Annotated in this window: 16 protein-coding genes; 7 read left to right on the top strand and 9 right to left on the bottom strand. The window is 67.7% G+C overall.

Annotated elements, in window-relative coordinates; translation table 11 throughout:
- Positions 1-34 precede the first annotated feature (34 nt).
- On the top strand, positions 35-2,002 hold the full coding sequence (gene acs / locus A5790_RS17855; RefSeq protein WP_066847045.1) for an acetate--CoA ligase: 1,968 nt from the start codon (positions 35-37) through the stop codon (positions 2,000-2,002).
- A gap of 16 nt (positions 2,003-2,018) precedes the next feature.
- On the opposite strand, the gene A5790_RS17850 is transcribed toward acs, so the two are convergent.
- Positions 2,019-2,657: a peptidase gene (locus A5790_RS17850; protein WP_066847230.1), complete on the bottom strand. Its 639-nt coding sequence runs from the start codon at positions 2,655-2,657 to the stop codon at positions 2,019-2,021.
- A 263-nt stretch (positions 2,658-2,920) separates the two neighbouring features.
- Between A5790_RS17850 and A5790_RS17845 the strand changes: the two genes are divergently transcribed.
- Together A5790_RS17845 and A5790_RS17840 are read left to right on the top strand one after the other, a co-directional pair.
- The gene (locus A5790_RS17845; RefSeq protein WP_066847227.1) at positions 2,921-3,430 is read left to right on the top strand and encodes a phage holin family protein; all 510 of its coding nucleotides are present in this window, start codon (positions 2,921-2,923) and stop codon (positions 3,428-3,430) included.
- Complete coding sequence (locus A5790_RS17840) at positions 3,431-4,372, top strand: alpha/beta fold hydrolase (RefSeq protein WP_066847042.1); 942 nt, start codon at positions 3,431-3,433, stop codon at positions 4,370-4,372. It abuts the gene before it with no gap.
- Here the strand turns inward: A5790_RS17840 and marP are convergent.
- From marP to nth, 4 genes are read right to left on the bottom strand one after another with little or no spacing between them, the layout of a single operon-like run.
- Positions 4,369-5,556: an acid resistance serine protease MarP gene (gene marP / locus A5790_RS17835; RefSeq protein ID WP_066847039.1), complete on the bottom strand. Its 1,188-nt coding sequence runs from the start codon at positions 5,554-5,556 to the stop codon at positions 4,369-4,371. The two genes, A5790_RS17840 and marP, sit on opposite strands and share 4 nt — an antisense overlap.
- Positions 5,553-6,299: a CoA pyrophosphatase gene (locus A5790_RS17830; protein ID WP_082961776.1), complete on the bottom strand. Its 747-nt coding sequence runs from the start codon at positions 6,297-6,299 to the stop codon at positions 5,553-5,555. Before A5790_RS17830 ends, marP begins: the two co-directional genes overlap by 4 nt.
- Positions 6,300-6,325: 26 nt before the next feature.
- Positions 6,326-6,985 (bottom strand): TlpA disulfide reductase family protein, encoded by a 660-nt coding sequence (locus A5790_RS17825; RefSeq protein ID WP_066847034.1) that lies wholly within the window; start codon positions 6,983-6,985, stop codon positions 6,326-6,328.
- Between the two features lie 22 nt (positions 6,986-7,007).
- Positions 7,008-7,688, bottom strand: coding sequence for an endonuclease III (gene nth, locus A5790_RS17820; protein WP_066847031.1), 681 nt, complete (start codon positions 7,686-7,688; stop codon positions 7,008-7,010).
- A gap of 270 nt (positions 7,689-7,958) precedes the next feature.
- Between nth and A5790_RS17815 the strand changes: the two genes are divergently transcribed.
- Entirely contained in the window at positions 7,959-8,252 is a 294-nt protein-coding gene (locus A5790_RS17815; protein WP_066847225.1) for a hypothetical protein, read from the top strand.
- A gap of 88 nt (positions 8,253-8,340) precedes the next feature.
- Positions 8,341-9,015, top strand: coding sequence for a cAMP-activated global transcriptional regulator CRP (gene crp, locus A5790_RS17810; RefSeq protein ID WP_064347819.1), 675 nt, complete (start codon positions 8,341-8,343; stop codon positions 9,013-9,015).
- A 51-nt stretch (positions 9,016-9,066) separates the two neighbouring features.
- Here the strand turns inward: crp and A5790_RS17805 are convergent, their stop codons facing one another.
- Genes A5790_RS17805 through A5790_RS25820 form a run of 3 tightly spaced genes read right to left on the bottom strand, consistent with a single transcriptional unit; the run spans position 9,067 to position 10,453 of the window.
- Complete coding sequence (locus tag A5790_RS17805; protein ID WP_066847029.1) at positions 9,067-9,843, bottom strand: MBL fold metallo-hydrolase; 777 nt, start codon at positions 9,841-9,843, stop codon at positions 9,067-9,069.
- Positions 9,840-10,295 (bottom strand): RidA family protein, encoded by a 456-nt coding sequence (locus A5790_RS17800; RefSeq protein WP_066847026.1) that lies wholly within the window; start codon positions 10,293-10,295, stop codon positions 9,840-9,842. The genes A5790_RS17805 and A5790_RS17800 overlap by 4 nt, the downstream gene beginning before the upstream one ends.
- Positions 10,292-10,453: a DUF4177 domain-containing protein gene (locus tag A5790_RS25820; RefSeq protein WP_094288127.1), complete on the bottom strand. Its 162-nt coding sequence runs from the start codon at positions 10,451-10,453 to the stop codon at positions 10,292-10,294. The genes A5790_RS17800 and A5790_RS25820 overlap by 4 nt, the downstream gene beginning before the upstream one ends.
- Positions 10,454-10,529: 76 nt before the next feature.
- Between A5790_RS25820 and A5790_RS17795 the strand changes: the two genes are divergently transcribed.
- The gene (locus A5790_RS17795) at positions 10,530-11,549 is read left to right on the top strand and encodes an ArsA family ATPase (protein ID WP_066847023.1); all 1,020 of its coding nucleotides are present in this window, start codon (positions 10,530-10,532) and stop codon (positions 11,547-11,549) included.
- Positions 11,550-11,580: 31 nt separating this feature from the next.
- On the top strand, positions 11,581-12,708 hold the full coding sequence (locus tag A5790_RS17790) for an ArsA family ATPase (RefSeq protein ID WP_064425375.1): 1,128 nt from the start codon (positions 11,581-11,583) through the stop codon (positions 12,706-12,708).
- Positions 12,709-12,729: 21 nt separating this feature from the next.
- Here the strand turns inward: A5790_RS17790 and A5790_RS17785 are convergent, their stop codons facing one another.
- Positions 12,730-13,086, bottom strand: a complete 357-nt coding sequence (locus A5790_RS17785; protein ID WP_066847020.1) for a WhiB family transcriptional regulator — start codon at positions 13,084-13,086, stop codon at positions 12,730-12,732.
- Between the last annotated feature and the right edge of the window lie 231 nt (positions 13,087-13,317).

Genomic DNA, 13,317 nt, shown 5'->3' with positions numbered 1-13,317 from the left:
GTATGAGCGCCGCAAGGTGACTACCCTCACAGCTATGGCAGAGTCATCGGCGCAGCACGCTCACGGTCCATCCGTCTATCCCCCGTCTCCGGAGTTCGCCGAGCAGGCGAACGCAACCGAGGAGCTTTACCGTCAGGCCGAGAAGGACCGGTTGGCGTTCTGGGCGGAGCAGGCCAACCGGCTCGATTGGCAGACACCGTTCGACGAGGTGCTCGACTGGTCGGACGCACCGTTCGCGAAGTGGTTCGTCGGCGGAAAGCTCAACGTCGCCTACAACTGCGTGGACCGGCACGTCGAAGCCGGCCACGGCGACAGGGTGGCCTTGTACTGGGAGGGCGAACCGGTCGGCGACTCGCACGCGCTGACCTACGCCCAACTCAAAGACGAGGTCTGCAAGGCCGCCAACGCGCTGACCGAACTCGGACTCCGTGCGGGGGACCGGGCCGCCATCTACATGCCGATGATTCCCGAGGCGATCGTTGCGATGCTGGCGTGCGCGCGTCTGGGGGTGCTGCACAGTGTGGTCTTCGCCGGATTCTCATCTTCGGCTCTGGCGGCCCGCATCGAGGACGCCGAGGCCAAGTTGGTCATCACCACCGACGGGCAGTACCGCCGCGGTCAGGCGGTGCCGTTGAAACCCGGCGCCGACGAAGCGGTGCAGGGCCAGGCGTCCGTCGAACACGTGCTTGTGGTGGAACGCACCGGCATCGACGTGCCGTGGACCGAGGGCCGCGACATCTGGTGGCACGACATCGTCGACGCCGCCTCCACCGAACACACTCCCGAGGCGTTCGACTCCGAACATCCGCTCTTCCTGCTGTACACGTCGGGCACCACCGGCAAGCCCAAGGGCATCGTGCACACCTCCGGCGGATTTCTCACCCAGTCGTCCTACACCCACTACTACGTGTTCGACGCCAAGCCGGAAACCGACGTCTACTGGTGCACCGCCGACATCGGCTGGGTCACCGGCCACAGCTACATCGTGTTCGGCCCACTGTCCAACGGGTGCACACAAGTGGTCTACGAGGGCACTCCGAATTCGCCCAGCGAGCACCGCCACTTCGAGATCATCGAAAAGTACGGTGTGACAATCTATTACACGGCCCCGACCCTGATCCGCACCTTCATGAAGTGGGGTCGTGAGATTCCCGATGCCCACGACCTGTCCAGCTTGCGCCTGCTGGGGTCGGTGGGCGAGCCGATCAACCCGGAGGCCTGGCGGTGGTACCGCAAGGTGGTCGGCGGCGACCGGACTCCGGTGGTCGACACCTGGTGGCAGACCGAGACGGGGGCGATCATGATTTCCCCGCTGCCCGGTGTGACGGCAGCCAAGCCGGGTGCGGCGATGGCGCCACTGCCGGGTATCACCGCCAAGATCGTCGACGACGAGGGCAAGGAACTGGCGCCCGAAGCCGAAGGCGCCGAGCATGTCACCGGTTACCTCGTCCTCGATCAACCGTGGCCGGCCATGCTGCGCGGCATCTGGAAGGACCCGGAACGGTACAAGGAGACCTACTGGAAGCGGTTCGAGAAGCAGGGTTGGTACTTCGCCGGCGACGGCGCCAGGCTCGACGCCGACGGCGACATCTGGGTGCTCGGCCGCATCGATGACGTGATGAACGTTTCGGGACACCGCATTTCGACCGCGGAGGTCGAGTCGGCGTTGGTCGGGCACTCCCATGTCGCCGAGGCCGCGGTCGTCGGCGCCAGCGACGAGACCACCGGCCAGGGTATCTGCGCATTCGTCATCCTCGAGTCGCACGCCAACGACAGCGACGACATGGTGCAGGAACTTTCCGCACAGGTCGCCAAGGAGATCGGGAAGATCGCGCGGCCCAGGGAGATTCACGTCGTACCCGAACTGCCCAAGACGCGCAGCGGCAAGATCATGCGCCGGCTTCTGCGGGACGTGGCCGAAGGCCGTGAACTCGGCGACACGTCGACACTTGTCGATCCGGACGTGTTCGAGGCGATCCGCGCCAGCAAGACCGAAAGCTAGGCGAGCACCCCGCGGATCAGGCGGCGGCGCCGACGGGGACGAAGCCCGTCCCCGGCCGGTTCTTTGCCGTGATGTCAGCCAACTGCGTGTTGAACGACATGGTCACCGCGGGGGTGTGCAGCGGGATGTACTTGATGACGCACGTCGGCAGGGCCTCGGAGAAGGCGCCGTGGATCATGCCGACCAGCCGGTTGTTGACGGTGACCGGCGCGCCCGAATCGCCGGGCTGACCGCACACCTGGTTGACGATGGTGCCCGGCTCCTCGCCCGGCCCCCACGTCACGCCGCACGAGTAACCGGTCGTGCGGCCGAGTTTGCAGGCAATGTCACCGGCTACCGGATCGGGGCCCAGGCCGTCGATCTGGAACCCGTCGACGTTGTTGACCGGGCGCACCTTCTGTGGATCGAACTCGATGACCGCGTAGTCCAGGGCGTCGTTGCCCGCGACCATCGTGCCCACCACGCCTGCGGCGTCGACGCCTTCGGCGCTGACCTTGGCCCCGGGCCCGCCGCAGTGCGCGGAGGTGAAGCCCACGAGTCGTCCGCGGTTGTCGTTGCCGATCGCGGTGAGCGTGCACAGTGTCTCGCCGTTGACGACGAGGCCCGAGCCGCCACCCAACGAGACCAGTCCCTGAGCGTGCACTGCAGCGGACATCGAGAGGAGTGCCGCTGCTGCGACGACGATGGTCGTGGCGAGACGGCACAGCCGGAGGCCGCTGGTCTTCACGTGAACGTTTCCCCTATCGACGCGCCCCGACCTGCCCTGCCACTGATCTGGCCAGTCTATCGTCGGCCGGGATCGTTTGAGCGCACGCCACATGGCAACATGAGTCGCGACCGACACCATCGCCGGCGGCGCCGGCAGTGGGACCCATCGCCGGGGGATCCGGCGATCCGGCCTATGCGGGAGGAACCGTCGTGAGCGATCGCAGGAATGGCGTGCCGACCACCGTCACGTCGATACCGCTGGTCGACCCGCACGCGCCCAAGGCCGACCCGTCGATCGGTGACCTCGTCAAGGACGCGACCGCGCAGGTGTCCACGCTGGTGCGCGCCGAGGTCGAGCTGGCCAAGGCCGAGATCACGCGCGACGTCAAGAAGGGGCTGACCGGCAGCGTCTTCTTCGTCCTCGCGTTGGTCGTGCTGTTCTACTCGACGTTCTTTTTCTTCTTCTTCCTCGGTGAGCTGCTCGACCTGTGGCTGGTCAAGTGGGCGGCTTACCTCATCGTGTTCGGCCTGATGGTCGTCGTCACCGCCATCTTCGCGTTCCTCGGTTATCTCAAGGTGCGACGCATCCGCGGCCCGCAGAAGACGATCGAATCGGTCAAGGAGATCCCTGAGGCGCTGACGCCGGGCCACGACAGGACCAAGGAGATCGCCTCGGGCGACGGAAAGCCGGCGTCGACCGCCGATCCGTCGGGCTGGTAAGTGCCCCCACCCGCCCCGTCGGTCGTCCGCATCGACGGACCGTGGCGGCATCTGAAGGTGCACGCCAACGGAATTCGCTTCCATGTGGTCGAAGCGGAGGGTGACGCGGCTGCGGGCGCCGAGCGGCCGCTGGTGATCCTGCTGCACGGGTTCGGGTCGTTCTGGTGGTCCTGGCGCCACCAACTTCGCGGCTTGTCCGGTGCCCGCGTGGTCGCCGTCGACCTGCGCGGTTACGGTGCCAGCGACAAGCCGCCACGAGGCTACGACGGCTGGACGCTGGCCGGTGACACCGCGGGCCTGGTGCGCGCGCTGGGCCATAAGAGCGCGACGCTGGTCGGGCATGCCGACGGCGGCCTGGTGTGCTGGGCCACCGCCGTGCTGCATCCGCGCGCCGTAAGCGCGATCGCAGTGGTCAGCTCACCGCATCCGGCGGCGCTGCGCGCTTCTGCGCTGCGCCGTCGCGACCAGGGCCGCGCGCTGCTGCCGTGGATGCTGCGGTACCAGGTGCCGATGTGGCCCGAGCGGGCGTTGACCCGCAACGACGGTGCCGAACTCGAACGCCTGGTGCGCAGCCGCGCCGGCGACAAATGGCTTGCCACCGAAGACTTCTCCGAGACCATCGCGCACATGCGCCGCGCCATTCAGATCCCCGGCGCCGCGCACTCGGCCCTCGAGTACCAGCGGTGGGCGGTGCGCAGCCAGCTACGCGGTGAGGGCAGGCGCTTCATACGCGAGATGAAGCGACCGATCAGCGTTCCGGTGCTGCACATGCGCGGTCTTGCCGACCCGTATGTACTCGCCGATCCGGTGTACCGGACGCAGCGTTACGCACCGCACGGTAGGTACGTATCCATCGACGGCGCAGCACATTTCGGTCATGAGGAGGCACCGGACACGGTGAACGACCAGTTGTCCCGCTTCGTGGGGCAGGTCTACGGCTAGGCGACGCAGGCGCCGGTGGGCACCCGTTCGGTGTTGCCGAGCTTGGCCAGTTGCTGCGACACCTCGTTGGCGGTGAGCACGAAACCGGTGTCGGCGTCGTCGACCGCGGCACCGAACACCACGCCCAGCACCCGGCCCTCTCGGTCGATCATCGGCCCGCCCGAATTACCCTGGCGCACAGTGCCTCTGATGGTGTAGACCTCGCGCTCGACAGTGGTGGTGCGATAGATGTCGGGGCCGCTCAGCTCGATGATCTCGCGGACACGCGCGGGCGTGGCGACGAAGTTTCCGCCGCCGGGATACCCCATCACCACGGCGTCGGTACCGGTGGTGGCAGGGGTGTCGGCGAACGACAGAGGCGCCGACGGCAGGTCCGGCACGTCGAGGATCGAGATGTCGGCCTGCGGGTCGTAGGACACGACGAACGCGTCGTAGGTCTGCCCGTCGGCCTCGACAGTGACGCTCTCCGATCCGGCGACCACGTGCGCGTTGGAGATCACGCGGTTGCTGGCGGCGACGAAACCGGTCCCTTCGAGAACCTTCTGGCAGCCGGGGGCGACCCCGCGGATCTTGATGACGCTGGGCCGCGCCGACGCCACGACAGGGTCGGCGGCCAGCGCGGCGTCGGGCGCGTCGACGGCGACGATCGGGGTGCGCCCGAACGGTTGCAGCACATCGGGCAGGCCGGAGGTGTCGAGCAACGCCGAGAGCCGCTTGGGCACCTCGCGGAGCCACGCAGGCGCCAGGTCGTTGACTTCCTTGAGCACCTGCGAGCCACGCACGGCCGCGGCGAGGTTCGGCTGGTCCGACGACTGCAGCGGGTACGTCAGCATCCACGCGGCCACCAGGACCGCCAAGGTTTGTATTGCCACCCCGATCAGCGAGTCGACCGTCCGCAGCGAGCGGTTGCGGATGGCGCTGCGCACCGCCCGGCCGAGCACGACGCCGGCAATCTCGCCCACGACGACCAACGCCAGGATCAAGAACAGCGTCACGAACAGCTTGGTGCGCGGCCCGTCGATGTTGGCGACCAAGTGGGGCGCCAGCAGCACCCCGGCCACCGCGCCGAGGACCACCCCGAGGAACGACAGCATCGAGCCCAGCGCGCCCGAGCGCCAGCCCGAAATGCCCGCCACGAAGGCGATGCCGAGGACAATGAGGTCCACCCACTGCGACGATGTCATGGTTGTGCATCACCGTAACCGTCGCCGCGGCCGACGAGCGCCATTGCGTCCTCCAGTTCGCGCACGTCGCCGGTATTCCACGGCTTTGCCCATCCCGCGACGTCGAGCATCGCCGAGATCACCTGGCCGGTGAAACCCCACACCAGCATCTCGTTGAGCAGGAACGCCGGACCCGCATAGCGCCGCGTGTTGGCCTTGCGGTACACCATGATTCGGTTCTCGGGGTTGATGAACGCGCGCACCGGAACCCGGGCGACGTGCGCGGTCTCGGCTTCGTCGACGACACCCACGGGGCCCGGGTCCGGCGAGTAGGCCAACACCGGTACGACGTGGAACCCCGATGGAGGGATGAACAACCGCTCCATCGTGGTGAGCGGATGTAACCGCTGCCCGTCGATCCCGGTCTCCTCGTTGGCCTCGCGCAGCGCCGTCTGCACCGGGCTGTGGTCGCCGGGTTCGACGGCGCCGCCGGGAAACGCGGCCTGACCTGCGTGGTGGCGCAGGGTGCCCGCGCGCACCGTGACCAGAATGTCGGCCTCGTCGGGCACGGCGCCGGTCGGGGAGTCGGCGGGTCCGGAGAACAACACCAGCACCGCCGCCTCCCGCGCGTCGGCCTGCGCCGGTTTTCCTTCGCTGGTGACCATCGCGAGCAGCTCGGGTGGCACCCGCCTGCGGTAGGCCCGCTTGATGTCGCCTGCGTTGTCCAGCAACGGTTTGAGCCAGGCCGGGGCGGCGTCGGGCATCAGACCGCTACCCTCGCTGACCCAGCTCACCCCGGCTCTCCCGTCCTCGCGCCGACCTGTGGCCCCACCGCTGCGGCGATCTCATCGGCGCTGGTGAAGGAGCGCGGTAGGACCTGCGCAACGCTACCGTCCGCGCGCAACACCACGGTTGCGGGCATGACGTTGGGCACCCGGAGCGCGGCGGCGATCAACCGCCTGCCGTCCTGCAGGGTGGGCAGTCGCACGCCGAGTTCGGCCAGCCGCAGCAGCGCCGCCGTCTCGTTCTCGTCCTGGTGCACGGTCAGCACGGTCACGGCCGAGCCCATGCGCTGCTGATATTCGGCCATCGCGGGGAGTTCGGCCGCGCACGGCGCACACCAGTACGCCCACAGGTTGAGCACGACGACGCGGCCGGCCAGCGCCTTGGCCACGTCGACCATCGCCCCGTCGCCCGCGCACTCCAGCGTGATCCCGCGCAGTGCCTCGGGTCCCGATCCGGCTCCCGGCGCGGGGCACGGCGGCAGGTCGGCCTCGGCACGCGGGCCGGCCAGCGCTTCGGCGGTGTCGGCGGCACGGCGGTCGCGCGCGCTGTGCTGCGACGGCGCCCCCGTGGAGTCGGTGTCGCGGTCCAACTGCGACCACAGCGCCCACCCGAGCGCCACGAGGACCACGAGCACCACGACGGTCCAACGGGTCGAGGTACTCACAGTCGTTCGGGGGACGTGTCGATTACAGGCCGGCCATAGCCAGCAGATGCTCGGTTTCGGGTCCCTTGACCAGCGGCGCGGCGATCAGCGGGTCGGTGGGCCCGATGCCGAAGGAGGGGCAGTCGTTGGCCAGCACGCAGACCCCACACGCCGGCTTGCGCGCGTGGCAGACGCGGCGGCCGTGAAAGATCACCCGATGGCTGAGGTCGGTCCACTCGCTGCGCTCGATGAGCTCACCGACCGCGTGCTCGACCTTGACCGGATCCTCTTCGGTGGTCCACCCCCAGCGGCGCACGAGCCTGCCGAAATGGGTGTCGACCGTGATGCCGGGGACGCCGAACGCGTTGCCGAGGATGACGTTGGCGGTCTTGCGGCCGACCCCCGGCAGGCTGACCAGCTCCTCCATGGTGGCCGGTACCTCGCCGTCGAACCGCTCGACGAGTTCCTGGCCGAGCCGGATGAGCGAGTTGGCCTTGTTGCGATAGAACCCGGTGGGCCGGATGAGCTCTTCGAGCTCGGTGCGGTCGGCCTGCGCGTAGTCCAGGGCGGTGCGATATCTCTTGAACAGCGCCGGTGTCGTCAGGTTGACCCGCTTGTCGGTGCTTTGGGCCGACAGGATCGTCGCGACGGTGAGCTCGAGCGGGTTGGTGAAGTCCAGCTCGCAGTACACGTGCGGAAATGCCTGCGCCAGCGTGCGATTCATTCGCCGCGCACGACGGACGAGCCCAATCCGCGTCTCGCCGTCCCGCTTCCGGGCGCGCTTGGGCCTATCCGCGTTCTTTGCCGACGCCTCGCTTACGGTCACGCATGCCAGGGTACTGAGACGCCCAGACAAAGCCACCTCAAAGCCACCGCGAACCGCGCTGCCGAACTGCTGCGGACCGGTGACGTTTCGTGATCCCGCTGAGACTTTCGGCGTGTTTACTTCTGCCTTGTGTCGTGGTTGCTCGTTGGCCTGATTCCGGGGTTGCTGATGGCTGCGACGCTCGGGCTGCAACGCCTGGAGGCCGGCCTGCACCAGGACACCGTCTCAGCCACCGATGTGGCGCACTTCTTCGAACAGGCCGAGCCGTTGGACGTCGACACGCTGGCGCGGGACGGAATGAGCCGCGCACTGGACGGTCTGCGCCATCGCCAGCACGTCGCGCACGCGTTCACCAGCGGGTCAGCGGCGCATTTTCGGGATACGGATCTGCCGGTACGGCCATATCCCCAGCACGGGATGAATCCGGAATTTCAGCAGACCCGACATGCCGATCGTGTGTAGCGTGGGCTGGTCACGAAATCGGGTACCTCTAGACTTATCTCGCTTACCGATAGAGGTCGGCTTCACCTAACAGCTTAAGAGGGGCAACGTGGACGAGATCCTGGCGCGGGCCGGAATCTTCCAGGGGGTCGAACCCAGCGCCGTCACCGCGCTGACCAAGCAATTGCAGCCAGTCGACTTCCCCCGTGGACACACCGTGTTCGCTGAGGGTGAGCCCGGCGATCGGCTCTACATCATCATTTCCGGCAAGGTCAAGATCGGACGCCGCTCGCCGGACGGCCGCGAGAACCTGCTCACGATCATGGGCCCGTCGGACATGTTCGGTGAGCTCTCGATCTTCGACCCCGGTCCGCGGACGTCGAGCGCGACCACCATCACCGAGGTTCGCGCGGTGTCGATGGACCGCGACGCGCTGCGGGCGTGGATCGCCGACCGCCCCGAGATCGCCGAGCAGCTGTTGCGCGTGCTCGCCCGCCGGTTGCGCCGCACCAACAACAACCTCGCCGACTTGATCTTCACCGACGTTCCCGGCCGGGTGGCCAAGCAGCTGCTTCAGCTGGCGCAGCGGTTCGGCACCCAGGAGGGCGGCGCGCTGCGGGTGACCCATGACCTCACTCAGGAGGAGATCGCCCAGCTCGTCGGCGCATCGCGGGAGACCGTCAACAAGGCGCTCGCCGATTTCGCCCATCGCGGGTGGATTCGCTTGGAAGGCAAGAGCGTTCTGATCTCCGACTCGGAACGGCTCGCGCGCCGAGCCCGATAGTGATTGTGCACATCGAGGAGCGGTGAGCGCTCCAGAATGTGCACAAATCACTCAGGTGCGCAGATAGTCGAGCTGTGCTTGGACGCTCCATTCCGCTACGTCCCATAGCTTCTCATCGACGTCGGTGTAGACGTGCTCGACGACCTGTCGCACGGTGGCGTCGTCGCCGAGCACCCGCAGCGCCGCGCGCACCTGCTCGAGCCGCTCCTCGCGGTGCGCCAGGTACATGTCGGTCACGGCTTCGAGGTTCTCCAGATCGGGCCCGTGCCCGGGCAACACGGTGCGCGGTCCGAGGCCCCGCAGCCGCTGCAGTGACTCCAGGTAGTCGGCGAGGCTGCCGTCCTCCTTGTCGATGACGGTCGTCCCGCGGCCCAGCACGGTGTCGGCCGTCAGGACCGCATCGTCGAGCAGGAACGACACCGAGTCGACGGTGTGGCCCGGGGTGGCCATCACGGTGATACGCAGCCCCGCGGCTTCGATGACCTCGCCGTCGGTGAGCGGGCCGCCGGCGCCTCGCAGGAATCCGCTGCCCACGGAACGCACCACCGCGCCCGTGCGGTCGACGATCTTGTCGATGGCACCGGTGTGGTCCTCGTGTTTGTGGCTGATCAGCACCAACGGAATCGTTCCCAGCTCCGCGATCCGCCCGATGTGCTCGTCGTCGTCGGGCCCGGGGTCGACGACGACCATCTCGTCGCTGCCGGGGCCGCGCAACACCCAGGTGTTGGTGCCGTCCAGCGTCAACAAGCCGGGGTTGTCGCACAGCAGGACCGAGGCAGTGTCGGTGACCGGACGCAGCCGTCCGTACGCCGGATGCTCCGGCGTCACGCGACCTCCAAGATCACTTCGACCTCGACCGGGGCGTCCCTCGGCAGCTCGGACACCCCAACTGCGGAGCGGGCATGCGCGCCTGCCTCCCCGAACACCTCCCCGAAGAGTTCCGATGCGCCGTTGATCACACCCGGCTGACCGTGGAATCCCGGCGCGGAGGCGACGAACCCGACCACCTTGACCACGCGGGTCACCGCGTCGATGCCGACCAGTGAATGCGCCGCGGCCAGCGCGTTGAGCGCGCACACCCGGGCCAGCTCGTGGGCCCGCTCGGGGGTGACCCCGCCACCGACCTTGCCCGTGAGCACCAGTTCGCCGTCGCGAATCGGCAGCTGGCCCGCGGTGTAGACGAGGTTGCCGGTGCGCACTGCAGGCACGTAGGCCGCCAACGGCGCGACCACTGGAGGCAACTCGATGCCCAGCTCCGCCAGCCGCCCGGACGGTGTCACTTGGGACGCTTGAGGTAGGCGACGTGCTGTTCGCCCGTCGGGCCCGGCAGCACAGACACCAACTCCCAGCCGTCCTCGCCCCACTGATCGAGGATCTGCTTGGTGGCGTGGGTCAGCAGCGGGACGGTGGCGTATTCCCAACGGGTCGATTCGGTCATGCACCCGAGCTTATCGGTGACCGCTATGCGCCCGCGGACCTGCGGAGCACGGAACCGCGTTGGCTAGCATGCACGGGTGGCTTCCACTACCAATGGCGGTAGATCCGTCGGCTGGCCCTCTCGGCTGAGCGAGGCTCGACTGCACTTCGTCACCGGCAAGGGTGGCACCGGCAAATCCACGATCGCCGCATCGCTGGCGCTTGCGCTCGCGGCCGGGGGCCGCAAGGTGCTGTTGGTGGAAGTCGAAGGGCGCCAAGGCATTGCGCAGCTGTTCGACGTGCCGCCGCTGCCCTACCAGGAGGTCAAGATTGCCACCGCCGAGGGCGGCGGTCAGGTCAACGCGCTGGCCATCGACACCGAGGCCGCGTTCCTGGAGTACCTCGACATGTTCTACAACCTGGGTCTGGCCGGGCGTGCAATGCGCCGGATCGGGGCCGTCGAGTTCGCGACCACGATCGCGCCGGGTCTGCGCGATGTGCTGCTGACCGGCAAGATCCGCGAGATCGTGACCCGCGCCGAGAAGGGCAAACAGCCCGTCTACGACGCGGTCGTGGTCGACTCCCCGCCGACGGGTCGCATCGCGCGGTTCCTCGACGTCACCAAGGCGGTGTCGGATCTGGCCAAGGGCGGCCCGGTGCACGGCCAGGCCGAAAGCGTGGTCAAGGTGCTGCACTCCGACATGACCGCGATCCATCTGGTCACGTTGCTGGAGGCGCTGCCCATCCAGGAGACGCTGGAGGCGATCGACGAGCTCAAGGAGCTCGGCCTGCCCATCGGCAGCGTCATCGTCAACCGCGACATTCCCGCCTACTTGCCCGCCGATGCGTTGACCAAGGCGGCCGAAGGTGACATCGACGCCGACACCGTGCGAGCCGGCCTCGCCGAAGCCGGAATCACGTTGTCGGACTCCGATTTCGCCGGCCTGTTGACCGAGGCGATCCAGCATGCGACCCGGATCCAGGCACGCGCCGAAAGCGCGGAGCAACTCGACGCGCTGGACGTGGCGCGCCTGCAGCTGCCGCAGATCGTCGACGGTGTCGATCTGGGCAGCCTCTACGAACTCGCCGAAGAACTCGAACGCCAAGGGGTGCGGTGATGAACGCTCGCGCGAAGAAGGGTCGGAATTGATGAGTACGACTCCACCGGCCCTCGACTTGGGCTCGATTCTCAAGGACACGTCGAACCGCGTCGTGGTGTGCTGCGGCGCCGGAGGCGTCGGCAAGACCACCACGGCGGCGGCGATGGCGCTGCGCGCGGCGGAGTACGGCAGGACCGTCGTGGTGCTGACCATCGACCCGGCCAAGCGGCTCGCCCAGGCGCTGGGCATCAAGACGCTCGGCAACACTCCGCAGCGGGTTCCGCTGGCCCCCGAGGTGTCGGGCGAACTGCACGCGATGATGCTCGACATGCGCCGAACGTTCGACGAGATGGTCATCCAGTACTCGGGAACCCAACGGGCACAAGAGATTCTGGACAACCAGTTCTATCAGACCGTGGCCACCTCACTGGCGGGCACTCAGGAGTACATGGCCATGGAGAAGCTCGGCCAGCTCCTGGCCGAGGACCGGTGGGATCTGGTCGTCGTCGACACCCCACCGTCACGCAACGCGTTGGACTTTCTCGACGCGCCAAAGCGGTTGGGCGGCTTCATGGACAGCAGGCTGTGGAAGCTGCTGCTGGGGCCCGGACGGGGCATCGGCCGGTTGGTCACGGGGGCGATGGGCCTGGCGATGAAGGCGCTGTCCACGGTTCTGGGATCGCAAATGCTCTCGGACGCAGCGGCTTTCGTACAGTCGCTGGACTCGACGTTCGGTGGCTTCCGCGAGAAGGCCGACCGCACCTATGAGCTGCTCAAGCGGCGCGGGACGCAGTTCGTGGTGGTCTCGGCGGCCGAACCGGACGCCCTTCGCGAGGCGTCGTTCTTCGTCGACCGGCTTTCCGAGGAGCACATGCCGCTGGCGGGTCTGATCCTCAACCGCACCCACCCGATGCTGTGCGATCTGCACGCCGAGAAGGCCGAGGAAGCCGCCGAGACGATCGAGAAGAGTGATCCGGAGTCGGTGACGGCAGCGGTGCTGCGGATCCACGCCGACCGGGCCATGACCGCCAAGCGTGAGATCCGGCTGCTGTCGCGCTTCACCGGGGCCAACCCGCACGTGTCGATCGTGGGCGTGCCGTCGCTGCCGTTCGACGTCTCGGACCTGGAAGCGCTGCGGGCGATCGCCGATCAGATCACCGGCGAGACCGCCGCGTAGCGAAAAAGACGCCGGCGCGGCCTAGACCGCGTTGCGATGCTTGCGCTGGGCGTTGAAGAACTCCGCCCAGGAGACGACCTCGGGGTGCTGCTTGAGCAGAGCGCGGCGCTGCCGCTCGGTCATCCCACCCCAGACTCCGAACTCCACCCGGTTGTCGAGCGCGTCGGCGCCGCACTCGAGGATCACCGGGCAGTGCCGACAGATCACTGCGGCTTTACGCTGTGCGGCCCCCCGGACGAACAGCTCATCAGGATCGGTCTGGCGGCATCGGGCTTGCGACACCCAGGCGATGCGGGCTTCGGCCTCGGCACCGTGGACGACACTGTGAGCCGACGACGTCATCGCGGTCCTGCGCGCCGCGGGCTTAGTAGCTGACACCAGAGTTCCCTCCGTTCCAACCGCCCCCCGGTCAACACCGGTACGGCGCGATCCCTGGTAGTAGAGCGCTCATGCGATCTACGTCACATTGCGAGGGGTCAGTGTGACCTGTATCGCACTGTCCGACCAAATTAGATGGTCAAAGCCGTTCTGCGCAATACATGAAACCCCTCTATTTTGGGACGCCCGTGCCGTCAGTCGGCAGAATTGACGTCCGCGCCGGTCGTCGCG

Source organism: Mycobacterium sp. 852002-51152_SCH6134967, assembly GCF_001667105.1.
In the GTDB taxonomy this organism is placed as follows: Bacteria; Actinomycetota; Actinomycetes; order Mycobacteriales; family Mycobacteriaceae; genus Mycobacterium; species Mycobacterium neumannii_A.
The sequence above is the reverse complement of the archived record's forward strand: the minus strand, read 5'-3'. Positions and strand labels throughout refer to the sequence as shown.

Bases quoted from the DNA above. Each gene is read 5' to 3' on its own strand.
- acs (WP_066847045.1), top strand. From the start codon at position 35: ATGGCAGAGTCATCGGCGCAGCACGCTCACGGTCCATCCGTCTATCCC.
- A5790_RS25820 (WP_094288127.1), bottom strand. From the start codon at position 10,453: ATGACCGAATCGACCCGTTGGGAATACGCCACCGTCCCGCTGCTGACC.
- A5790_RS17790 (WP_064425375.1), top strand. From the start codon at position 11,581: ATGAGTACGACTCCACCGGCCCTCGACTTGGGCTCGATTCTCAAGGAC.
- A5790_RS17830 (WP_082961776.1), bottom strand. From the start codon at position 6,299: ATGCCCGACGCCGCCCCGGCCTGGCTCAAACCGTTGCTGGACAACGCA.
- A5790_RS17850 (WP_066847230.1), bottom strand. From the start codon at position 2,657: ATGTCCGCTGCAGTGCACGCTCAGGGACTGGTCTCGTTGGGTGGCGGC.
- nth (WP_066847031.1), bottom strand. From the start codon at position 7,688: ATGAATCGCACGCTGGCGCAGGCATTTCCGCACGTGTACTGCGAGCTG.
- marP (WP_066847039.1), bottom strand. From the start codon at position 5,556: ATGACATCGTCGCAGTGGGTGGACCTCATTGTCCTCGGCATCGCCTTC.
- A5790_RS17815 (WP_066847225.1), top strand. From the start codon at position 7,959: ATGGCTGCGACGCTCGGGCTGCAACGCCTGGAGGCCGGCCTGCACCAG.